This window comes from Acinetobacter sp. NyZ410, assembly GCF_022828975.1.
GTDB lineage: Bacteria > Pseudomonadota > Gammaproteobacteria > Pseudomonadales > Moraxellaceae > Acinetobacter > Acinetobacter guillouiae.
The window spans coordinates 3,238,189-3,259,051 of record NZ_CP094620.1 but is presented as its reverse complement, the minus strand read 5'-3'; the positions used below and the strand labels follow the sequence as shown (position 1 = coordinate 3,259,051).

Below are 20,863 nucleotides of genomic sequence, written 5' to 3'. Positions count from 1 at the left end.
TTTTTTATTTAAATTTTATCAAATATACATTATTGAGAAATGAATCGAACATGAGTGAACATTGAGCGAACTCTTGTATTGAGCTGACATTTCTTAATTGCGCAGTTTTATAATATATCTATATAAATTGATGATTGAATGAAATATTTAGCACTTAGTTTAAGCTTACTCAGTTCATTGTTTACCGTTCATTTACATGCGGAATCCGCTTTAGAGAATCAGCACGCATTAGAAAATGCGTTAAAACTGGCGCAACAAAAACAATTAGCCGGTCATATCACCTGGAAACGCTTACTTTATGCAGAAGATGCCTCTGCTAAAGATTTAAATCACCATAACACTAGTCATAAAAGCACAAACCAAAGTGAAGTCAGTTATTCAGGTTATTTTTTTGCTCAAGATGGTCGACAGAACATCCAAAATGAAATGAATGCAGATATCACTGCACTGTTTCAAGTCGCCGATGCCAATCAATCCATTCGTTGTAAATTTCCTGCACGTAGCCAATGGTTGATACAACAACTGAATATTTCACAACAACAATTACCCGTTGTGTCCTGTCCTGAGTTTGATCAATGGTATGGACAAATCAAACCCTACCAAGTGACCTTGATTTATGCGACTGATTTTATGGGTAATCCAAGCTCAATGTTTGGACATACCTTGCTTCGTCTCGATCCTAAAGATCAAAAGCAGCTCAACTTAGTCTCTTATGCTGTGAATTATGCAGCCACAGTAAACAGCGATGACAATTGGTCTTATGCATGGAAAGGGTTAGTTGGGAAATATCCTGGCGAATATTCTTTAATGCCTTATTATCGCAAAGTGAAAGAATATGGTGATTTTGAAAGCCGTGATCTTTGGGAATATGAACTCAATTTAAATCCTGAAGAAACTGCATTTTTGGTAAAACATATTTGGGAAATGCAAAAGGTCAGTTTTCCTTATTATTTTGTCAGTGATAATTGTGCCTATCGTTTATTGGGGTTGATTGATTTAGTCCGCCCAAGCTCGAATTTACGCAAGCAATTTACATATGCAGCGATCCCGATTGAAACCATTAAAGCCGTAGAGCAACAGGGATTAGTACGAGAAGCGGTATATCGTCCAGCGTTAGAAACACAATTAAATTCGCAGGTCAAACAACATGGTCATGCTTTGGCAAAAAAAGCCCATGCAATTGCGGTATTAGAACCACAACAGATGCAAGCAGCTATTGCTGATTATGATGATCAAGATCGCGCAAAAATATTAGAAATGGCCTATGACGATTTATATTTACAATTCGTTGCTCGTCAGGTCGATGCAAGCTTTACTCAACCGCGTTTTAGACAACTGCTAGGCTTACGTAGTCAAATCCCTATAGAGAAACAACGTTTAGCACCTGTGCGTCCCAAAGTTGATCCAGTCAATGGACATGATTCACGTAAGTGGTCAGTGGAAGCAGGTGAGGTTCAGGGTGAAAAATTTGTACAAATTGGTCATCGTCAGGCTTATCACGAACTAAAAGATCCGCAGGGTGGCTTTCGTACAGGCACGCAATTGTTGTTTTTGGATGGTGCTGCGCAATGGCGAGATGATCGACTTAAACTCGAACATCTCGACTTATTAACAGTAAACTCTTATAACCCCATTACCCCGTTTAAAATGCCAATAACATGGGGTTTTACTTTGGGCTGGCAGCAAGAAGCCATTCAAAATGGACAATTTAGTGACCAGCAACAACATGGCGTAGTCAGTGCAAAAGCCCAATCTGGTTATACCCTTGCAGATGATGATCGTAAGAATCTTTGTTATGCAGAACTACAAACACAGCTTCAAGCAGGTAGATCATTGGATAAAGGCTGGCGCGTTGGACTAGGACCAACTTTGGGCTGTCAAAATGTATGGTCAGATCGTTTAAACAGTATTGTTCAAGTCGAATTACCCTATTGGCAAGATTCAAGTGAGTGGAATTTACGTATCCAGAGCACACTGCAATATTCGCTCAATCATCAAAATTCATTAAACGTCAATTGGGAATACCAACAACAAAATCAACTTGATTGGCAAAAAATAGGTTTAGGTTTTGTACATTATTTTTAAAGATAGATCTGGCAAATCGGATTTTGAGAATGTTATTTCGAGAGTAGGGCTTTGAGAATGACATGTTGAGATAGGTATTAATCGATCGCAAGCCAAGGATGTTTATACAAGTAGATTATTGATTCTCATACTTAGAATCTGCTGCCAATTGTTTAGAAAAGGGCTTTTGGTTTTTATAAAGAAATGACCTTGGTACAGTTGCTTAACTGTATCAAGATAACCCGCATCGACAGCATCTTCCAACTCTTTAAAATCCGCATGAATTTCTGCCTGTATTTGATAGGTTCTTGCACAGATTAATTCGCCAACCTTATTTTTTAAATAAGAAATCTCAGATTTAAGCGTATTTAAGCTGATCTGTTCATCGCCATAGAGATAAATATGTAGCTGTTCTAGGGTTAAGCCCAAAGGATTTAGAATTAAAATACAGATGATTTCAAACTGCCGTGGCGTTAAAAGGATCGACTGATCATTGATCATTATTTTCTGTGGGACTGAAAATGCATGGATAGTTAAACGATTAAAGGGCTGTGTATATAATTTTTGTGCAATGATCTCGGCGCATTGTGTAACGGCCAATTGTCCAAAAATATTTGCTTGATTTAAGCTGTGAAATAAAACCACTTCACCACATGCTTCCCCTGATGTTAAATCAAGAATAGGCGCACTATAAATATAGTGATCTGGCTTTGTTTCTAAATTTTGATCTTGCTGGAATTCTGCGAATGGATCTGTATTGGCTGAACACCACAGTAGATTTTTTTGCAGATCTCTAATTTGTATAACAACAGCAGCGAGCAGCGCTGTGTTGAGTAAATCCTGCTGACATTGAATCAGTGCCAATTGTAAAGCTTGCTGGGAACGTGAGTTTGCTTGAGTAGGGGGCAAATTTTCATTTTTGATTATTGGCTTTTTAGCATGTGGTTTTGAGTCCATCGCATAATCCATTTATGCATATATACTAAATAATATCTTAAATTAAATAAACAAATAACAAAGTAAATAAAATATATAAATTTCATTATTTTTCTTTTAATTATTCAATTTTCAATAACTTTTTCCGATTCTCTAGTTTGGTGCTATTCAACTTTTCTCCTACCTTTGTTTGGTAGATTCATTTAAAAGCAGTTTTTAACAACTGATAAGACGTGATGTTCATGGGATTGAACAAAAAACATTGACGTCATCCAAGGAAAGGCACTTTTTTTGCTTATACAAAAGAAGGCAAATTAAAAAGGAACGATAATGGACGCTCGAAATGAACAATCAACTATCGTAAAAACAGAAGATTCCAAAGAATATTTTGCTCAACGAGAATTAAAAAAGGGTGCTGTTGGCTGGTTACTCTTGGTCGGTTTAGGGGTTGCCTATGTGATTTCAGGTGACTTTGCTGGTTGGAACTTTGGTATCGCTCAAGGCGGTTGGGGCGGTATGTTTGTCGCAGTGATTTTTGCTGCGATCATGTATCTATGTATATGCCTCTCAATGTCAGAAATGTCGACCATGCTCCCTACAGCAGGTGGTGGATACAGTTTTGCCCGTATGGCTTTTGGACCATTTGGTGGTTATTTAACAGGAACAGCGATTCTGATCGAATACGCTATCGCTCCAGCAGCAATCGCGACCTTTATTGGTGCATATTGTGAATCCTTATTTGGAGTTGGCGGATGGTTAATTTATTTAATCTGTTATTTGGTTTTTATGGGGATTCATTTAAAAGGTGCAGGTGAAGCACTTAAAATCATGTTTGTGATTACTGCGATCGCAGTGGTTGCAGTGGTGGTGTTCCTTGTTGCGATGATTCCTCATTTTAATAATGCCAATCTATTCGATATTGCAGTTGATTCATCTAAAGCCGGTGCGAGTAGCTTTTTACCCCAAGGTTATTTAGGGATCTGGGCAGCAGTTCCGTATGCAATCTGGTTTTTCCTTGCTGTAGAAGGCGTTCCTTTAGCTGCTGAAGAGGCCAAAAATCCAGCACAATCATTACCACGCGGTTTGATTGGTGCAATGTTGATCTTGGCTGCTTTTGCCATCTTGATTTTAATATTGAGTGCGGGCGCAGCAGGTGCAAGTGTACTTAAAGATTCAGGTGCCCCTTTGGTGGATGCGCTGGTTAAAGTATATGGGCACGGCATGTTGGCGAACTTTGTAAATTTTGTTGGCTTGGCTGGTTTAATCGCGAGTTTCTTCTCGATTATCTATGCCTATTCGCGGCAAATTTTTGCACTTTCTCGTGCGGGTTATTTACCGACGTCTTTATCATTGACCAACAAAAATAAATCGCCATATTTAGCCGTGATTATTCCGGGGATTATTGGCTTTTTATTGTCATTGACCAAACAGGGAGATTTACTGATTTTGATTGCGGTATTTGGTGCGACGATTTCTTATGTTTTAATGATGATGGCGCATATCAAATTACGTATTTCACAACCTGATGTATATCGTCCATATCGAACACCTGGTGGTATTTTTACTTCCAGTATTGCGTTGATCTTATCAATTGTCGCCGTGGTTGCGGGTTTCCTTGTTGATCCTAAAGTCTGGTTTATCGCTTTGGGTATCTATGTGGTCTTCATTGTTTATTTTCTTGTTTATAGTCGTCATCATCTGATTTCAGGCACACCAGAAGAAGAATTTGCCAGCATTAAGGCAGCAGAACAGGAATTATAATTATGAGTTATCGTTATAGTGTTGCTCAGCAACAATATATTTTCCAAGATTTAAAGACCTTAATGGCTAAGGCAACCCCATTACGTTCTGGTGATGAGTTGGCCGGTGTTGCAGCCAGTAATGCAACGGAACGTGTGGCAGCACAGATGGCCTTGGCAGAAGTCCCGTTAAAAACTTTTTTAAATGAAACGGTCATCGACTATGACAAAGATGATATTACGCGTTTAATTATTGATGAACATCGTGCTGATTTATTTGCGCCAATTGCGCACTTTACTGTAGGTGATTTTCGCAATTGGTTGCTGAGTGAAGATGCAACTTCTGAAAAATTGGCCAATTTAGCCAAGGGTTTAACGCCAGAGATGGTTGCTGCTGTGAGTAAAATTATGCGTAATCAGGATTTAATTCTGGTTGCAAGTAAATGTGAAGTGGTGACACAATTTCGCAATACGATTGGTTTAAAAGGTCATTTATCAACCCGCTTACAACCGAATCATCCAACCGATGATGTATTGGGTATTTCGGCCAGCTTATTGGATGGCTTGATGTATGGTAATGGTGATGCTGTGATTGGGATTAATCCAGCCACAGACAACTTACATAATTTGTCGGAATTGTTAAAGTTACTCGACCATATTATTCAAGAATATGAAATACCAACACAATCTTGCGTGTTAACCCATATCAGCTCAGGGATTCAACTTGCAGAACGTAATATTCCAATTGATTTAATGTTCCAATCCATTGCAGGCACACAACTGGCCAATGAAGGCTTTGGTGTTACCTTGGATTTACTTCAGGAAGGATATGAGGCGACTTTAGCACTCAACCGAGGCACAATTGGTCAAAATGTCATGTATTTTGAAACTGGACAGGGCAGTGCCTTATCCAGTAATGCGCATCATGGTGTGGACCAGCAAACTATTGAAGCACGAGCCTATGCAGTGGCACGTAAATACAATCCATTATTGGTCAATACTGTGGTTGGGTTTATCGGTCCAGAGTATTTGTACGATGGGAAACAGATTATTCGTGCAGGGTTAGAAGATCATTTCTGTGGCAAATTACTCGGTGTACCTATGGGTTGTGATATTTGTTATACCAACCATGCCGACGCAGATCAAAATGATATGGATGTGTTACTCACGCTATTTGGTGCTGCGGGAATTAACTTTATCATGGGAATTCCAGGCTCGGATGATGTGATGTTGAATTATCAAACTACATCATTCCATGATGCCTTATATTTACGTCAGTTAATGGGATTAAAACCGGCCCCTGAGTTTTCGGCTTGGTTAGATCAGCAAGGAATTTTGCACCAAGAACAACGGCAAATTCATTGGCCAAGCAGTATGCCAAAAAACTTTGCTAAATTATTATCATAAAAAGGAGAGTAAACCATGAAGCTCTCAAAACTTGAAACTTTTCCAAATGGTTTTCATGAAGATCCTTGGCATAAGTTAAAACAATATACTGATGCTCGTATTGCGATGGGAAGAGTAGGATGTAGCATTCCAACTCAAGAACTGCTTAAGTTTCAACTCTCGCATGCACAGGCCAAAGATGCTGTTTTTCACCAATTAGATACTGAAAATATGCAAGCTCGGCTTAGAGATTTAAAATTTGAAAGTCTCATTGTGGAAAGTAAAGCAACCGACAAAGAAGTATATTTAAAGCGTCCTGATTTGGGCCGTGAGTTATCTGAACAGGCTCAAACTCAACTCACGACTTATGTACAACAGCACCCACAGCAATATGATGTATGTATCGTGGTTGGTGATGGCTTATCTGCACGTGCAATAGAAGAGAATGCCATTGCCTATATCAATTCCTTACGTGAACAAATTGATGCTGAGGGCTGGAAACTGGCGCCAATTGTACTTGCAACAGGGAGTCGTGTGGCATTAGGCGATGAAGTGGCGGAAAGTTTTAATGCACCCTTATTGATTATGTTGATTGGTGAACGGCCTGGTCTAAGCTCACCTGATAGTATGGGGGTATATTACACATGGAAAGCGCGAAAAGGCAGTATGGATTCAAGCCGAAACTGTATTTCCAATGTACGACCTGCAGGGCTGAGTATTCAAATTGCCACACAGCGTTTAATGGCGTTGATGAGGAATTCATTTAAATTACAACTTTCAGGGGTCGATTTAAAAGATGACCACGTTGTTCCATTACAAAGCGATGAGCATCCTAAAAAATTATTATTCTAACGGCTAAATTTTTATATCTTGAACAAAGCAGTGCCTTGATGTTTAAGGCATTGCTTTGTAAATACTAGAGTATTTGTTCAAGCTTAAGTGTTGTGAAAACCTTTAAGTTTAAAAAATAAATCAAAAAACTAAATGTATTTCTCTGAAATATCTTACATTTAATTTCTGTTATGACTCGGCGTTTTTTATTGAATATGCTTGATGCAGCATTTCAGCAAAGCCTATTTTTGAACTGAAAAAGGCATTTGAACGACCCACTTTTTGCTCAATTTAGATCATGATGTTGATGGTATCGCAAGCATATATCGACATGCTTTGAGAGACTTATTCAATCAAAATATCATGAAATAGAGATGCAATGACATGTAAATGAGTCGAAATGACCTATGGAATTATACCCAGTTAAGTAAAATTCTAATAAGCGCACCAGCTAAATTAAAAAAATGATAATCAGCCAGAGGCAGGATCAACCATGGGCATTTTAAAAAAATTTATTAAATCGAGTGTGTATCATGAGCCATTACCTATTCGCCGTGATGTTAGATTTAATCTACCTGCAGAGCGAATCGCAGATTGGCATACCGCCGCAGGTCCAATTTTTACCGCATTGCTAAATACGTTTTCTATTGTCTTGCCTATTGGCGAACGCTTCTTTATTGATGCGGTAAGGGCACATCGTGATTTAGTCCAAGACCCAGAATTACAAAAAGCGGTGACGGCTTTTATTGGTCAAGAAGCAATGCATGGACGTGAGCATGAAGAATATAACCAAGCCTTATTTGCACGCTCACCGATTGCACCAAAATTTGAAGCATTGGTTTTAGAGATTTTTGGTCTGCTTAAACAACACTTACCTGCATATTTTTGGCTCAGTGGAACAATTGCATTAGAACATTTTACCGCTTTATTGGCAGATTCTGTATTACGGACACCTGAGTTATTTGAAGGGGCTGAAGAACATTATGCCAATATCTGGCGTTGGCATGCTTTTGAAGAAACAGAACATAAAGCCGTGGCTTTTGATGTATGGAATACTGCAATGGGGCATGGTCCTTATGCCTATGCTGTTCGTAGTTTTGGATTGGTGGTCGCAACGATTGTGTTCTGGGGCTTAGTGATCCCTGTATTCTTGACCATTGTTAAAGGAGAAGGGAAGTTAAGCGATTTATCCAGCTGGAAAAAGACCTATCATTATACCTTTGGCGGCATTGGTGTATTGAGAAAGCAATTGGGAAATTATATCGATTATTTCCGTCCAAACTTCCATCCGTGGGACCATGAGAACCGTCAATACATGCAACAAATGGAACAATTGATTTATCAATTGGCTGAAAAAAAATAATCAAATATCATATTTAAAGGATTGGCTGTGTGTTTGTGATATATCGCACAGCACATGATTTTGAACAGCTTATCGAGCAGTTCATCATGGTGATTTGCTCGACTAGCTTTAAATCTGTATGAATTAGAAAAAACTTGAGAAAAATGATTCAGCTCAATCATTGATACAAACTATTTAAATAATTTGCCTGCTTGCGAAAGGATCTTTTTGCCTTTTTGAGTGACTTCTAATGTGACATCTGGTGTTTCACTTGCACCTAAAACATGACGATAAACCACATATTGATATGTACCACTGTTAAAAATGTAGTGGTGATTGCCGCCTGAACCATCCATTTCAACACGACCTTGATTTAAAATCAGATCAGGTTTTGTCGCTTGCGACTGTTTTGTTCCCCAAGATGCATAACGGTATTTACCATTGGGCATAGCATCTATACGCACTTGAAATTTGGCGGTTTTAAACTGTAATTCAGGTGTTTTAAAATTTTTAAGTGATGAATGTAATTGAATTTTCTGTTGTGAAATCAATTGCGCTTTATATTTTTGTTCAGCATCACTACTGTAGTTGATGGCTTTAATTTTATGACCATCTAACCATAGTGTGCCACCATTGAGCATCACACCACGCCAACCCATACTTTCCCATTGTGATGGTTTTGAGTTGACGATCTCTTGAATAAGTTGAGTATCAAACACTTGGTTAAAGCGTTGTTTCATCTGGGTTGCATTGGCAATACTTGGGATGGGTTCTTCACGATGTAAGGGGTAGGTAATGTTGTTTGAAATCGCGGTGATATTTTTATTTTTAAATAATTTAATGACACTTTGCACATCTTTTAATTCGTTGGCATTTAGATTGTCGGCAAAGGCGCTAGTGGCAGTTAACGCTGAAATCAAGATCAGTAAATTTTTCATTTAAAATAATGGTATAAGGCTGAGATAATTTAAATCATATAGTTTTAAGTGGACAGTAAGTGAGTGTTTTACAAATATAAGCTATAAGAAAGCAAAAAATATAAAAAAGCTTATATTTGAACCCGCTGATCATCAAAAAAGTCACAAGTCTTAGTGGCTTAAACTTCAACCACAACAAAATATTTTTTAACTGCTTCAAGCACTTCAAATGTACCGATAAATGAAGGTGGGATAATTCCTGCTTCACCAGCTTTAATTTCTACAAATGATGATGTGTTTTTATCATGCAAACGTACAGAACCTTCAATCACCTGAAAAAATTCTTGTTTATTGTCTGCAAATTGAATATCCCAGGCACCGACCTCACATTGCCAAATACCACAATTCATATTGGGATGTTCATACAAACTTTGCGTGAGTCGTTTTGGATTTCCTTTAACCAATCGCTCTGCACGAGGATAATCGATAGTGGTTTCACTGTGCGTTAAACCATGACCTGCCAACCAAATTAAAGACATTGTAAAACCCTATCATAAAATAAAGCCTCAATAAAATGAGGCTTTGATATTTATATTGCTTACTGAATGATCAGTCTTAATGTGCTTCAGGCACGGCAGATAAAAACTCACGACGTGCTTCTTTATCTGTTTTAAAATCACCGACAAATGACACGGTACGTGTGGTCGATTCTTGTTTGCTGACACCACGCATCATCATACACATGTGCGCTGAATCAATGACCACCGCAACACCACGTGCTTGGGTAACTTCAGCCACTGCATCTGCAATTTGCTTGGTCAACTGTTCTTGAATCTGTAAACGGCGAGCAAACATTTCTGTTATACGGGCAAATTTAGACAGTCCTAAAACATTGCCAGAAGGGAGATAGGCAATATGTACACGACCATGAAAAGGCAATAAATGATGCTCACATAACGAATAAAATTCGATATTCTTTACCAAGACCATTTCATCATTATCAGAAGGGAAGACCGCATTATTGGTCACTTCTTCCAACGTTTTGCTATAGCCAGACGTCAAGTACGAAAAAGCTTTAGCCGCACGCATAGGCGTATCTTTCAGACCAGGACGGTCTAAGTCCTCGCCAACGGCAGTTAAAATATTTGCGTAGGATTGCTGCATAGACATAAAACGTGTTCACTTATACGGTTTGAACAAGGACGGCATTGTATCAGAAAAATGAATAATATTTTCTAATTACAAGATAAACCGACACTTAAGAGAGTTTTGATCATTTAAAACAAATGATCATGGATTTCCATTTGATTTTGGATTTCTTTCAGCACGTTTCAGTAAAACCAAAACTGCGCCTGTGCCACCTTGTTTTTCAGGAGCACTGACAAAAGCTAAAACATCACGATGTTGACGAAGCCAGCCGTTCACATAAGTTTTGAGTATGGCTTCTGGACCTTTGCCATGGACAATTTTAATGACATTTTGGTTTTCATCTTTTGCCATTTGAATGATTTGCAATACAGCAGAGCGTGCTTCTTCAACAGTACAACCATGTAAATCAACAGCTTCAAACCAGCGTAGATTACCAGCTTTTAAGTCTTCAAAAACTTTATGTTGTAGTGTTGCGATGCGATAGCTTAAAGCTGCCTGACTTGCAACAGGATTTAAAATCGCTTGAGTATCTGACAGTTCTGCATCATTAATTTCAAATGCACCTTCAGCCGCCGCGCGTTTGGCAAGGGTTTTTGCATCTGGTTTTTTGCGCAAATCACTACGCTCGATTTTGGCAATATTGCCGTTATCGAGTTTGGTTACACCGCCAAGTGCGGTTTTAAACAAATCAGCATCATCTAACTCTTCAGGTGCTGTTACTTGTGCATTCTTACTTTCAGGTTGCACTGCAACTTTTGAAGCATGAGGAGAAGTGATTTGTTTTTTGAATTTTTTTAATAAATCAAGCTGTGATTTAGAGAATGTGGAATCAGATTTACTCATAATTGCAAAAAACAGTAAATGGACGGTATTAGGCGCTCAGTATAGTCTGAATCTTGTCAAAATTGAACTGAATTGAATTCACACAGTTATATCTGCTTTGATCGTGACTTGAATGTTGGGAGTTGAAAAATTTATAGGGGTGATTGGGGAAATATGAAAACAGGGTGAGCGAACTCACCCTTTGACTTTTAATTACACTGTTTCAGGCAGACCAAACAACGCATTAAATGCATGATCAGGGCGTGGTTGCTTCATAAAGCTTTCACCCACAAGGAACGAATGAATATCGTGTTCTTGCATCATGCGCACATCATCTGGTGTTGCAATACCACTTTCAGTGATCAGTAAACGTGAAGGTGGAAGTAACTTCTTCAAACGCAATGAGGTATTTAAATCGACATCAAAGGTTTTTAAATTACGGTTATTCACACCCAGTAAACAACGCTCTGAAAGTTGCAATGCACGTTCCAGTTCAGCTTCATCATGAACTTCAACCAAAACATCAAGGTTCTGCTCAAATGCGGTCTTTGACATTTCTTCAAGTTGTTGATCTGACAAACAAGCCACAATCAATAAAATACAGTCGGCATGTAAAGCACGCGCTTCGATAACGCCGTAAGGATTAATCAAAAAATCTTTACGTAGCGCAGGTAATTCACAGTGACTACGTGCAATCTTAATATTTTCATCAGCACCTTGAAAGAAATCTAAATCTGTTAAAACAGATAAGCAGGCTGCACCGGCTTGCTGGTATTGTTGAGCAATTTCAGCAGGGTTAAAATTTTCACGAATGATCCCTTTTGATGGTGAGGCTTTCTTTATTTCAGCAATCACACCTGGGCGTTTACTGTATAAAGATTTGGCAAAACCACGCACAGGTGTTGCAGCTTGAGCAAGCGCTTCAACATCGTTTAAACTACGTTGTTTTAAACGTTGAGCAAATTCTTCGTATTTACGATCAACAATTTTACCCAACATTGTATTGGCAATATCCACCATGATAACGTCCTCTAATCCTTAAGCTTCATACTCTTTGAGTGTTTTGGTAAATTCAGACAAAATGCCCATTTTTTCTAAAGCTTGCCCACCATAGATAATATCATGTGCTAAAGCGACACCTTGTTTATAACTCTTGGTTAGACCTGAAACATAGATACCAGCACCTGCATTTAATGCCAGCATACTGGCTGCTTTTTCACCTTTTGCTGATTTCTTCTTACCGAGCGCGTCTTTGATTAATGCTAGGCTCTCAGCAGCACTATCAACAGAAAGTCCAGTTAAGGTTTGAGATTCAATATCTACATCTTCTGGCTGAATCATCCATTCCGTGATTTCACCATTTTTTAATTCAGCAACATAAGTCGAGGAAGCCAAACTGATTTCATCTAAGCCATCTTTAGAATGAACCACCATGACGTGTTCAGCCCCCAGTTGTTTTAAAACTTCGGCCAGTGGACGACACAATTCTGTTGAAAATACACCAATCACATAGCGACGTACCCCAGCCGGATTCGTAAGCGGGCCAAGGAGATTAAAAATACTACGGAAGCCCAATTCTTTACGTGGGCCAGCCGCATATTTCATCGCTTTATGATGGTTTGGGGCAAATAAGAAACCAACCCCTATTTCACGGATGCATCGTTCTGTCTGGTGCATATTTAGATCAAGGTTAATCCCGGCCTGTTCTAAAAGATCAGACGAGCCTGATTTAGAAGAAACACCACGATTTCCATGTTTTGCAATAGTTGCACCTGCTGCCGCAATAACAAATGAAGAGGCAGTAGAGACGTTAAATAGGTTTTGTCCATCACCACCCGTGCCAACAATATCAATTAAATGCGGGATATCCCCCACATCAATTTTAATTGCAAACTCACGCATTACACGTGCCGCAGCGGTGATTTCGTCAATACTTTCACCTTTTAAACGAAGTCCCATCATAAATGCACCAATTTGGGCATCTGTGGCTTCACCACGCATAATGGTCCGCATCACTTCCTCCATTTGAGGTTGAGTGAGTTCGATATTTTTAGTGATGTTATTTAAAGCTTGTTGAATATTCATTATCTTGTACTACGCATATTAAGCATAAATTTCTAAAAAGTTTTTAAAGATCTGATGACCATGTTGACTCAGAATGGATTCTGGATGGAACTGCACGCCTTCAATTGGCAATGTCTTATGTTTGACACCCATGATTTCTTCGATAGAACCATCTGCTTCATTGGTCCAGCAAGTGACTTCCAGACACTCAGGCACACTGGCTTGATCAATCACGAGTGAATGATAACGTGTTGCTGAAAATGGAGAAGGCAAGTTGCTGAAGATCCCTTGGTCACTATGATACATGTCAGATAAACGGCCATGCATCACCGTTTTGGCACGCACAATTTCGCCGCCAAAAGCCTGACCAATCGCTTGGTGACCTAGGCACACACCGAGTGTTGGAATTTTTCCTGCAAAATGCTGAATTGCAGGGATAGAAATTCCTGCTTCAGAGGGTGAGCAAGGACCAGGACCGATCACTAAGTACTTTGGTTGCCATCGTTCGATATCCTCTAAGGTCACGGCATCATTGCGAACAACTTTAACGTCTTGGTTTAACTCGCCAAAATATTGGACAATGTTATACGTAAAGCTATCGTAATTATCGATCATTAGAAGCATATCAAACTTAACCTTTTGAAATATATCGCTTAATGTGTAGACTGGATGTGAAGTTACTCACAATGTTACTCACTTTGCTAAGTGTCTATTTAAACAACAGCTTTTACAAAAAAGCCGCTATCTAAGCGGCTACTTTAGCAGATTTTTTACATTTTGTGGCTACAGCTTCATTAACATAGCTATTTAGCCAAAAACTTAGCACACCATCCTTTTGTGGAGGGGTTAGGACGCCATTATTTATTCGATCCCAAAGGGTGGGTTCAGAATAGCCCATTCGTTGCGCAAACTCCTTCACGCTTACTCTGCGTTCATCCTTAATCGATAAAGATCGCTTTAATTCTTGCATCTCGTTAAATATGGCTTGAAGCAGATCATTGTCTCTTTCTGATTTCATTTAATCTATCTCCTTCACTTCAGAACGAATCACATCTTTGCCAAACTTAAAATCGGCAGTTATGTTTTTCTTGCCATCATCAGTCCAGTTAAAAAATTCCATCTGCCCATTTTCCAGCCCCATTAACTCATGATTTGCTTTTAAGAATTCCAAACCAACAGCAAACTCTTTTAAACAATCTTCAATTCGATCATTTGGGATTTTGAAGAAATCAGATAGGGTTCGGATTTCGTAAGTTTTAGTCATCAACCTTCCTCCTTTTCTTCCTTCAACCCATAATCCTGTGTATCAATATCAGCACCACAGAAAGGGCAATTTGAAAAAACAGCATACTTACCTTTAAATTTTCTTGTACATACAGCAACTCGACTAATTCTTTCACCTGTTTTTAGATTTACTGAAAAGCGATTTTGTTCCAAAACTTCAGTACGAATTGCATCTAAAAGAGTAGTGCAAGGATTAACACTACGACCACTTTCAGTCTTTACGCAAAGTTCAATCACGCCACTTCTCCTAAACTCTTAACCACGGTTTCAGGTAAATCCTTTTCTGTTGGTCGCTCTTCAAGTGAGTCTTGCCAGTCGCCTTTGAATTCTGAAACATCACTAAGTTTAACTTGCTCACCATTTAACCATCTCGAACACCAACAAAGCATTGCTCCGTCTTTTAGCGGCTTACTTATAAACCCCATCTTTGCTTTGCTGTGGAATCCAGTAGCAATCCACTTCACTTCTTTCGGCACATTCGACCAGTCGTATTTAGTCATGACTTTGCTCCTGTGCTTCAATCATTGCTTGAATACCAGCACCAACCGCAAACGGATTAAATTTCTGTTTGCCTATTTTTCTAATTGCAGATTGGGTTTTTGATCCTTGAATAAGGGGGTATAATTCTAAATTCTGACAATTCTTATAAACAAATTTGTCAATTTCAGTCCATGTTTCACACATGAATCGAGTTAAATCCAAAACCCCACTTGGCATCAAAACAAACCCTTCAGGGGTGGCTTTATCAACAAATTTAATTTCATATTCAACTTTGAAATCTGGCACATCAGAATTTTCAGGCATCAATATCACTGAGTCACAGCCATTTTCAATAAATGAAAGACGTTCTTCATTTGAAGTGTCAATTGATAAGGCTATTACTCGACCATTTCTCAAGCCAACCAAAACAGGTTTTCTTTCCATCACAACCACCACGCCATTTGCCAAAGTTTTATATAAAGTTTTAGGAGGGTCATGCTACTAATCTCCCTCGTTTGCGTTCTGCATAAAGCTTTTTGTAATAAGCTTGGCAGAAGGGAATTTTGTCTTTGAATTTCTGAATGATTAATTCATCACGCTCAATGACTACAGTTGTTAAGCGTTCTCGAATATCAATTTCAGCAACCAAATTTATTAACTGTTCTTGATCTTCGTAAGGCTTTAAAAGTTCTTCAGGACATGGGAATAACCAGAAATCAATCTCTGCACGCTCACATCCGTAAAGCCACATGTAAGCTTGCATCTGAATGTCATAACCAGCTTTGATTGCTTTGTCTTGAGCTTCATCTTGAAAGAATGGGTGAGTACCAATATCCCACGAACATTTTGTGTCTATAATCAATTTATTTTTTAGATCAAGCACATCACATTCACCAGTGATCAAGTCATTATCAACTCGACCAACATGCTTTTGATAAGCACGAAACCGCATCTTTCCTGACAACTCAATTGCCATTTCTTCAAGCCAATTACCTTTTTGGGTGTACTGGTTGCCTGTGAACGACTTGAATGTGAATAAATCCTCTTTAACAATCGATCGGATTTCAGTTTTAGCTGTATCAGAAAGGCTTTCACCTTTCCTTTTAGGGTCGCCAATCAGCTTGTGAAGGCTTGAAGCACGGAATAGTTTCATCCTTGAGCCTCCACAGCGATTTTTTGAGAATCTGTTAATGAATAACCATTTAAGATGTACGCTTTATCAATTGCACCAGCATTAAGTTGTTCAAGCGCTGCATTAAAATCCTCATCGCTTAGGCTTGGGTTTGGTGCTTCAAGATTTGCCACAGACTCATTGTGATCAATGTATTCAAAATCATTTGATTCAACATCACGAACAATGGCTTGATCCGCCAATTGCGCTGTCTGCATTTCAATTGAAAGCGGTGCTTGCTTAGACAGTAGAAGCTTTGTTACTGTTTTGAGCGCCATAGCTTCAAAGTTATCTTTCCACACACCACCATATTTGAATGACTGGCTGTAACGTCCTGCATGTTTAGTCACATCTGCTTTGCTCATGTAAAGTTCAGCAGTAAAACCATTAAGCAATTTAAAGAAAGCCACATAGCCAATTGCTTCACCTTTATTCTCAACAGTCCAGTCAAACTCATAACCGAGCAGGGGATTTGCTGAGATCAATTGACCTTCAAAAACTGGTGTTGCTGCAATACGGCTGAATTGTCCTGAGCGTTGAGCTAACTGAATAAATCCTTTGTAGCCCATTTGAAATTGAGCTTCATTGCTTTCTTGCCAACGACCTTGACCATCTTTAAATTTGCGCTTGTATGGAACAATGTAGGCAAAACCTAGATTGTTATTGATTGGCAAATCAAGCGTTGCTGCCATCATTGCAGCATTAATCACTGTTGCAGGTACCGCATTTTTTAACTGTGGTTGATTGGCAACTTGCATAACAGAAGCTAAGAATCCTTGAGTTTTCTTGCCTAACACTTCTTCGAATTTTTTACGAATCGTTAAGTCTGAAACATAAGCCTTGATTGACTTGGGATCATGTTCAGCGATTTGATTTTCTTTTTTTACTGGTGCATTCATCTTTTTCTCCTAATTCCCAATTTTCTTGAAACAACCGCATGTACAAAGGAAAAACACACCGTCATTGAGTAATGAATCTTTCTTTTTGCTGACTGATCTTCCGCAGCCTTCACAAATGATGTAATCGACATATAGAACCATGATGTACTCCTAGTGACCGCTATAAGCGATCACGTAATTCTGATTCAAGTTGATTGGCTAAGATGCTTACATCTGATTGATCTAAATAATAATTTTCAGTTTGACCATTTTCGTTAAACACAGTGATTTCTTTGATTTGATTTAATTCAGCATCACGACCTGAAATGAATCCGTTACCATCTTTGAAATAACGTGCATCAAATTCGATTTCCAAAGTGAATTCATGGTTTGCTGTATGAACAACAGCATTTGATTCTGAGATTTCATCTATAACGAAAGGGGCAGTAACGACTTGTTGTTTTGGTTGCGTTGGATCTAAAACAAAAGCTGAGACTAATAAGGCGATAGCCCCTGTGCCTACTAGCATGTTTGACTTGATCTCGTTTAGCTTTGCATTCATACTTATCTCACTCTTTGAGTAAAAGCCCCGACGCCTGCAAGTGATGGGGCTTTTTTGTTTGTGTATGAGGTAAATATAAGAAAACTTAGTTTTATTGTCAATAATTATTCTAAGAAATCTTATATTTTTTAGAAAACTTATTTTATGTATGATTTAACAGACAAAAGAAAACCCTGCAAATAGCAGGGCGAGATAGGTCAAACTTAGTTATTACAGGTTATCCTTCAGTAACCTTGGTGTTGATTATAGGTTTTCGGTGTTACAGGTAAATGAAAACCCACGCTGGGTGGGTTGGATTAAAGCTAGTTGAGTATTTATGGTAGGTGAATTCTATTTCCTAAGTAGTAAAGACAATAAAAAGTAATAAAAACTAATTGAAACAGAAATACAAACAAAATAAAAGTTACAGTCATGTAGGTAATTGAAAACAATGTTGAGTTAACTATAACCAAATCTAAGCTATAAAAATATTTAATGATTGCACCAAAAATAAGCAAGACAATACTTAAAAAAGTTAAATAAGAAAAAGATTGTGCTAAAAATCTTCTTCGTGTCATCTTTTTGCTATCTTTATCAATAGGTGTGCTTCCAACCATATCTATATCCATGCCAGGATTATTAAAAGTTGAAATAGCTGCTAATGCTGCAATATAAAAGCCTGGCATAGTTTGTAGAAAATTTAAAATTATACTAAACGCATCATTGTAATATAGAATCGATTTACATGAAGTAACGCATACAAAGTTGAATTTATGAGTTAAAAATAAAAAAATGCACACTATTACTGAAAATAAGAAAGGAAATATCCAATCCATCCTATCCTTTTTCTTGTTTTCACTTGGGTTATCTTTCCAGCTTATCCAAAGATAATCGCATGGTCTAAGAATTTCTCTACTCATACTTTTCATCCTGTAAAGCTTTTAACTTTAAAAATATTTGTAAGCATAGAGTTGAGTTTATCTCAGGAGTTTCTTTCCAGTCTATAGGGGTGAAAGTGCGATGGTCTATTTTTATAGTTTTAGCCAGCGTAAAATCCAAAGTCTCCGCTGGAGTATATGTATGTGTTACAACTTCACCAAAGTCGTCCTTATATTTAATTCGATATTTGTGTTCAGATAAAGGGATTGGAGTGGATTTACTAAATGTTGACTCCCATAAATGAGTTAGCTTGGTCACTAAAGTAGTCTGAATTTCTTCTGGTGAAGTAACCTCATTTGGAATAACTTGTGGGTCTACTTCAAAATGGAACGAACTAGACGTGCTATGGAAGGAAGAGTGCTGGTCAGTCTTTGTTACTTGATGTGTATGAATTAGCTCTAGATCTTCAATTTTACCAAGCTTAAAAGCATTTAATACGGCATCACTAAAAACATTATCTATTGTTGCTTTAATTTTTTTAGGTAATCTTTGAAAAGCACCATTTTCATCTTTAAAGCCTGAAGGATGATCTTCTGAAAATAGTTTTAATACATCAGGCTGAGTTTTATGGTTTTCATAAATGAATTCCATTGAGCGATCAATTAAGACTCTTAAAAGATTTGGATTAACTCTTGATCCTCGTTCTCTTTCAATAGCTAATTTACCTGAAAATTTGTCATTATTAGTATGAATTACTATGTGCACACGTGAATCATCACCTTCATTTTTTGTTTTATTTGTAAGTCTAGTCTTACCCGTTGAGTTATCTGTATAGCTGCGATTCCTTGCATTTTTATCTGAAATAATTACCAAAAGACTGATATATTTTTTAGCTTCGTTTATCTCAATTAATTTGATACGTGAAATCAATGTATCTTCACTTAAAGGATAGTTGTACTCGCTGTAATTGAGCTTTGCAATCTCTTTAAATACTTCAATTATATCAATTGGCTGTACTGGTTCCTCTAGGTCCCTGTTAAAACGTTTAGCATTAAACCTAAAATCATGAATTGAAAATAAGACTGGTTTGCTCATAAATTCCTCTATTTCCCCGATCTTTTCTAAAGGACTGCGTCGGGTTCGCAGCTTAACTTTTTCTTATCTTTGATCTTCGCTTAGACTTGAAAACATATCTAACTGAATCAATAACTTCACCAACAAAAATACATTCTTCATCAAGTGGAATAATATTTGGTTTAAATTCAGGATTTATTGCCTGTAAATATCTTGAATTGTCAGTCTCAATAACTAAGCGTTTAAAAGTCGCCTCATCATGTTTTCTTACAACAATTACATCCCCAGATTGCATTTCATCATACTGAACAGTTGGGTCTACAAGGATGTAATCACCTTCCTCGAAAACTGGATAATTACTTAGCCCTTGAACTTTAAGATAAAAACATTTGTCACAATCATCAGGAAGAGGAAGCCACTCCTCAACACGTGACATATCTATTGCTTCAACATTCGTAAATACACCAGCTTGAACCCAAGAAAGAACAGGCGCCATTTTAGGGGCGATAGGTGCAACATTATGCTCGTTTTTAGGCTCACCACCTTTACCAGTGAGAATGTACTCAGTAGTTACGCCAAATTCATTTGCCATTGCTTCTAAAGAAGCAGCTTTTGGCAAATAACTATCCTTTTCCCATTCAGTAACAGCAGGCGAACTCACTCCTGCAATCTTTGCTAATTGCACTTGAGTTAATTTTTTCGAACGTCTAAGCGCACGTATGCGCTGACCAGCAGATTGTTTTTCCATATAAGTTATCTTACATATTGCTTTTATAAGTTTTCTTTGATTAAATACTAAGAAATCTTATTTTTAAGGTGTTAGTGATGACCAAACAAGAAGCATTAAAGTTGCTTGGAGTTAATGGCGTTGAGCTAGCTAAGCTTTTGGGAGTTGAACCATCAGCAGTTTATCAATGGCCAGAAAACAAAATCCCATTAGCTCGTGAATACCAAATCCGCGACTTAGCAGATGGAAAAAAACCAATTACTCGCCAACAGGTGGCATAGGAACAACTCATGACCAGACGCAAACCAAAAAAGGATGCATCTATCACTATCCACATGCCAACAGACCACAAAGAACAATTGTCGTCTTTGGCTGAAATGCTTCGAGCAGGACAGGGTGCTAGTGAATATGTGTACGAAAACTTAATCAAACCTCATCTCCAACAGTTGAAAGCTGAGACCAAGATTAAGCAACGGATCTTTGGATTGACAGAGAACCATAAAAACGATGAACAGTTCACAGATTTATCAGGTCGGAACGATCTGACAGACATTAAAAAAGCCTGATGGTCAAGATCAG

The 20,863-nt window shown here is 38.1% G+C and carries 26 protein-coding genes; 7 read left to right on the top strand and 19 right to left on the bottom strand.

Annotated features, from left to right (window positions below; translation table 11 throughout):
- Positions 1-138 precede the first annotated feature (138 nt).
- Entirely contained in the window at positions 139-2,085 is a 1,947-nt protein-coding gene (locus MTO68_RS15545) for a DUF4105 domain-containing protein (protein WP_244013312.1), read from the top strand.
- Positions 2,086-2,187: 102 nt separating this feature from the next.
- Here MTO68_RS15545 and MTO68_RS15540 read toward each other — a convergent pair whose 3' ends face one another.
- A complete protein-coding gene (locus MTO68_RS15540) occupies positions 2,188-3,021 on the bottom strand; it encodes a helix-turn-helix domain-containing protein (RefSeq protein WP_244013310.1) in 834 nt (277 codons plus the stop codon).
- Positions 3,022-3,330: 309 nt separating this feature from the next.
- Here MTO68_RS15540 and eat point away from each other — a divergent pair, with 309 nt between their 5' ends.
- The 4 genes from eat (at position 3,331) to MTO68_RS15520 (ending at position 8,319) form a co-directional block, all read left to right on the top strand.
- Positions 3,331-4,761 (top strand): ethanolamine permease, encoded by a 1,431-nt coding sequence (gene eat, locus MTO68_RS15535; RefSeq protein ID WP_244013308.1) that lies wholly within the window; start codon positions 3,331-3,333, stop codon positions 4,759-4,761.
- A 2-nt stretch (positions 4,762-4,763) separates the two neighbouring features.
- The gene (locus MTO68_RS15530; RefSeq protein WP_004724618.1) at positions 4,764-6,146 is read left to right on the top strand and encodes an ethanolamine ammonia-lyase subunit EutB; all 1,383 of its coding nucleotides are present in this window, start codon (positions 4,764-4,766) and stop codon (positions 6,144-6,146) included.
- A gap of 15 nt (positions 6,147-6,161) precedes the next feature.
- A complete protein-coding gene (gene eutC, locus MTO68_RS15525; RefSeq protein ID WP_244013306.1) occupies positions 6,162-6,977 on the top strand; it encodes an ethanolamine ammonia-lyase subunit EutC in 816 nt (271 codons plus the stop codon).
- A gap of 472 nt (positions 6,978-7,449) precedes the next feature.
- Complete coding sequence (locus tag MTO68_RS15520; RefSeq protein WP_004724615.1) at positions 7,450-8,319, top strand: metal-dependent hydrolase; 870 nt, start codon at positions 7,450-7,452, stop codon at positions 8,317-8,319.
- A 170-nt stretch (positions 8,320-8,489) separates the two neighbouring features.
- Here MTO68_RS15520 and MTO68_RS15515 read toward each other — a convergent pair whose 3' ends face one another.
- From MTO68_RS15515 to MTO68_RS15430, 18 genes are all read right to left on the bottom strand, one after another.
- Positions 8,490-9,236 (bottom strand): hypothetical protein, encoded by a 747-nt coding sequence (locus MTO68_RS15515; protein WP_244013304.1) that lies wholly within the window; start codon positions 9,234-9,236, stop codon positions 8,490-8,492.
- A gap of 158 nt (positions 9,237-9,394) precedes the next feature.
- On the bottom strand, positions 9,395-9,754 hold the full coding sequence (locus tag MTO68_RS15510) for a cupin domain-containing protein (protein ID WP_004822710.1): 360 nt from the start codon (positions 9,752-9,754) through the stop codon (positions 9,395-9,397).
- Positions 9,755-9,830: 76 nt separating this feature from the next.
- Positions 9,831-10,379, bottom strand: a complete 549-nt coding sequence (folE, locus tag MTO68_RS15505; protein ID WP_171064926.1) for a GTP cyclohydrolase I FolE — start codon at positions 10,377-10,379, stop codon at positions 9,831-9,833.
- A gap of 126 nt (positions 10,380-10,505) precedes the next feature.
- Positions 10,506-11,207, bottom strand: coding sequence for a Smr/MutS family protein (locus tag MTO68_RS15500; RefSeq protein ID WP_244013302.1), 702 nt, complete (start codon positions 11,205-11,207; stop codon positions 10,506-10,508).
- Between the two features lie 192 nt (positions 11,208-11,399).
- Positions 11,400-12,206: an indole-3-glycerol phosphate synthase TrpC gene (gene trpC, locus MTO68_RS15495; protein WP_244013300.1), complete on the bottom strand. Its 807-nt coding sequence runs from the start codon at positions 12,204-12,206 to the stop codon at positions 11,400-11,402.
- Positions 12,207-12,224: 18 nt separating this feature from the next.
- Positions 12,225-13,271, bottom strand: a complete 1,047-nt coding sequence (gene trpD / locus MTO68_RS15490) for an anthranilate phosphoribosyltransferase (protein WP_244013298.1) — start codon at positions 13,269-13,271, stop codon at positions 12,225-12,227.
- Between the two features lie 18 nt (positions 13,272-13,289).
- Positions 13,290-13,874 carry an aminodeoxychorismate/anthranilate synthase component II gene (locus MTO68_RS15485; protein WP_004724599.1) on the bottom strand — a complete coding sequence of 195 codons (585 nt, stop codon included), beginning with the start codon at positions 13,872-13,874 and terminating at the stop codon, positions 13,290-13,292.
- Positions 13,875-13,995: 121 nt separating this feature from the next.
- Positions 13,996-14,268 (bottom strand): hypothetical protein, encoded by a 273-nt coding sequence (locus MTO68_RS15480; RefSeq protein WP_096735538.1) that lies wholly within the window; start codon positions 14,266-14,268, stop codon positions 13,996-13,998.
- Entirely contained in the window at positions 14,269-14,514 is a 246-nt protein-coding gene (locus MTO68_RS15475) for a hypothetical protein (protein ID WP_244013296.1), read from the bottom strand.
- Positions 14,514-14,771, bottom strand: coding sequence for a hypothetical protein (locus MTO68_RS15470; protein WP_244013294.1), 258 nt, complete (start codon positions 14,769-14,771; stop codon positions 14,514-14,516). The genes MTO68_RS15475 and MTO68_RS15470 overlap by 1 nt, the downstream gene beginning before the upstream one ends.
- Positions 14,768-15,034 carry a hypothetical protein gene (locus MTO68_RS15465; protein ID WP_244013292.1) on the bottom strand — a complete coding sequence of 89 codons (267 nt, stop codon included), beginning with the start codon at positions 15,032-15,034 and terminating at the stop codon, positions 14,768-14,770. The genes MTO68_RS15470 and MTO68_RS15465 overlap by 4 nt, the downstream gene beginning before the upstream one ends.
- Positions 15,027-15,458: a hypothetical protein gene (locus tag MTO68_RS15460; protein WP_244013290.1), complete on the bottom strand. Its 432-nt coding sequence runs from the start codon at positions 15,456-15,458 to the stop codon at positions 15,027-15,029. Before MTO68_RS15460 ends, MTO68_RS15465 begins: the two co-directional genes overlap by 8 nt.
- 49 nt (positions 15,459-15,507) lie before the next feature.
- Positions 15,508-16,167, bottom strand: a complete 660-nt coding sequence (locus MTO68_RS15455; RefSeq protein ID WP_244013288.1) for a hypothetical protein — start codon at positions 16,165-16,167, stop codon at positions 15,508-15,510.
- On the bottom strand, positions 16,164-17,084 hold the full coding sequence (locus tag MTO68_RS15450; protein WP_244013286.1) for a recombinase RecT: 921 nt from the start codon (positions 17,082-17,084) through the stop codon (positions 16,164-16,166). The genes MTO68_RS15455 and MTO68_RS15450 overlap by 4 nt, the downstream gene beginning before the upstream one ends.
- 160 nt (positions 17,085-17,244) lie before the next feature.
- Positions 17,245-17,625, bottom strand: a complete 381-nt coding sequence (locus tag MTO68_RS15445) for a hypothetical protein (protein ID WP_244013284.1) — start codon at positions 17,623-17,625, stop codon at positions 17,245-17,247.
- Positions 17,626-17,939: 314 nt separating this feature from the next.
- A complete protein-coding gene (locus MTO68_RS15440; RefSeq protein WP_244013282.1) occupies positions 17,940-18,524 on the bottom strand; it encodes a hypothetical protein in 585 nt (194 codons plus the stop codon).
- Positions 18,517-19,578, bottom strand: a complete 1,062-nt coding sequence (locus MTO68_RS15435; RefSeq protein WP_244013280.1) for a hypothetical protein — start codon at positions 19,576-19,578, stop codon at positions 18,517-18,519. The genes MTO68_RS15440 and MTO68_RS15435 overlap by 8 nt, the downstream gene beginning before the upstream one ends.
- Before the next feature lie 52 nt (positions 19,579-19,630).
- Positions 19,631-20,305: a S24 family peptidase gene (locus MTO68_RS15430; RefSeq protein ID WP_244013278.1), complete on the bottom strand. Its 675-nt coding sequence runs from the start codon at positions 20,303-20,305 to the stop codon at positions 19,631-19,633.
- 77 nt (positions 20,306-20,382) lie between these two features.
- Here MTO68_RS15430 and MTO68_RS15425 point away from each other — a divergent pair, with 77 nt between their 5' ends.
- Positions 20,383-20,565, top strand: coding sequence for a Cro/CI family transcriptional regulator (locus tag MTO68_RS15425; RefSeq protein WP_244013276.1), 183 nt, complete (start codon positions 20,383-20,385; stop codon positions 20,563-20,565).
- A 9-nt stretch (positions 20,566-20,574) separates the two neighbouring features.
- Positions 20,575-20,850, top strand: a complete 276-nt coding sequence (locus tag MTO68_RS15420; RefSeq protein WP_244013274.1) for a hypothetical protein — start codon at positions 20,575-20,577, stop codon at positions 20,848-20,850.
- Positions 20,851-20,863: the final 13 nt, after the last annotated feature.

Excerpts from the sequence above, each read along its gene's own strand:
- MTO68_RS15545 (WP_244013312.1), top strand. The coding sequence starts at position 139 with ATGAAATATTTAGCACTTAGTTTAAGCTTACTCAGTTCATTGTTTACC.
- MTO68_RS15540 (WP_244013310.1), bottom strand. The coding sequence starts at position 3,021 with ATGGACTCAAAACCACATGCTAAAAAGCCAATAATCAAAAATGAAAAT.
- eat (WP_244013308.1), top strand. The coding sequence starts at position 3,331 with ATGGACGCTCGAAATGAACAATCAACTATCGTAAAAACAGAAGATTCC.
- MTO68_RS15530 (WP_004724618.1), top strand. The coding sequence starts at position 4,764 with ATGAGTTATCGTTATAGTGTTGCTCAGCAACAATATATTTTCCAAGAT.
- eutC (WP_244013306.1), top strand. The coding sequence starts at position 6,162 with ATGAAGCTCTCAAAACTTGAAACTTTTCCAAATGGTTTTCATGAAGAT.
- MTO68_RS15520 (WP_004724615.1), top strand. The coding sequence starts at position 7,450 with ATGGGCATTTTAAAAAAATTTATTAAATCGAGTGTGTATCATGAGCCA.
- MTO68_RS15515 (WP_244013304.1), bottom strand. The coding sequence starts at position 9,236 with ATGAAAAATTTACTGATCTTGATTTCAGCGTTAACTGCCACTAGCGCC.
- MTO68_RS15510 (WP_004822710.1), bottom strand. The coding sequence starts at position 9,754 with ATGTCTTTAATTTGGTTGGCAGGTCATGGTTTAACGCACAGTGAAACC.
- folE (WP_171064926.1), bottom strand. The coding sequence starts at position 10,379 with ATGCAGCAATCCTACGCAAATATTTTAACTGCCGTTGGCGAGGACTTA.
- MTO68_RS15500 (WP_244013302.1), bottom strand. The coding sequence starts at position 11,207 with ATGAGTAAATCTGATTCCACATTCTCTAAATCACAGCTTGATTTATTA.
- trpC (WP_244013300.1), bottom strand. The coding sequence starts at position 12,206 with ATGGTGGATATTGCCAATACAATGTTGGGTAAAATTGTTGATCGTAAA.
- trpD (WP_244013298.1), bottom strand. The coding sequence starts at position 13,271 with ATGAATATTCAACAAGCTTTAAATAACATCACTAAAAATATCGAACTC.
- MTO68_RS15485 (WP_004724599.1), bottom strand. The coding sequence starts at position 13,874 with ATGCTTCTAATGATCGATAATTACGATAGCTTTACGTATAACATTGTC.
- MTO68_RS15480 (WP_096735538.1), bottom strand. The coding sequence starts at position 14,268 with ATGAAATCAGAAAGAGACAATGATCTGCTTCAAGCCATATTTAACGAG.
- MTO68_RS15475 (WP_244013296.1), bottom strand. The coding sequence starts at position 14,514 with ATGACTAAAACTTACGAAATCCGAACCCTATCTGATTTCTTCAAAATC.
- MTO68_RS15465 (WP_244013292.1), bottom strand. The coding sequence starts at position 15,034 with ATGACTAAATACGACTGGTCGAATGTGCCGAAAGAAGTGAAGTGGATT.
- MTO68_RS15460 (WP_244013290.1), bottom strand. The coding sequence starts at position 15,458 with ATGGAAAGAAAACCTGTTTTGGTTGGCTTGAGAAATGGTCGAGTAATA.
- MTO68_RS15455 (WP_244013288.1), bottom strand. The coding sequence starts at position 16,167 with ATGAAACTATTCCGTGCTTCAAGCCTTCACAAGCTGATTGGCGACCCT.
- MTO68_RS15450 (WP_244013286.1), bottom strand. The coding sequence starts at position 17,084 with ATGAATGCACCAGTAAAAAAAGAAAATCAAATCGCTGAACATGATCCC.
- MTO68_RS15445 (WP_244013284.1), bottom strand. The coding sequence starts at position 17,625 with ATGAATGCAAAGCTAAACGAGATCAAGTCAAACATGCTAGTAGGCACA.
- MTO68_RS15440 (WP_244013282.1), bottom strand. The coding sequence starts at position 18,524 with ATGAGTAGAGAAATTCTTAGACCATGCGATTATCTTTGGATAAGCTGG.
- MTO68_RS15435 (WP_244013280.1), bottom strand. The coding sequence starts at position 19,578 with ATGAGCAAACCAGTCTTATTTTCAATTCATGATTTTAGGTTTAATGCT.
- MTO68_RS15430 (WP_244013278.1), bottom strand. The coding sequence starts at position 20,305 with ATGGAAAAACAATCTGCTGGTCAGCGCATACGTGCGCTTAGACGTTCG.
- MTO68_RS15425 (WP_244013276.1), top strand. The coding sequence starts at position 20,383 with ATGACCAAACAAGAAGCATTAAAGTTGCTTGGAGTTAATGGCGTTGAG.
- MTO68_RS15420 (WP_244013274.1), top strand. The coding sequence starts at position 20,575 with ATGACCAGACGCAAACCAAAAAAGGATGCATCTATCACTATCCACATG.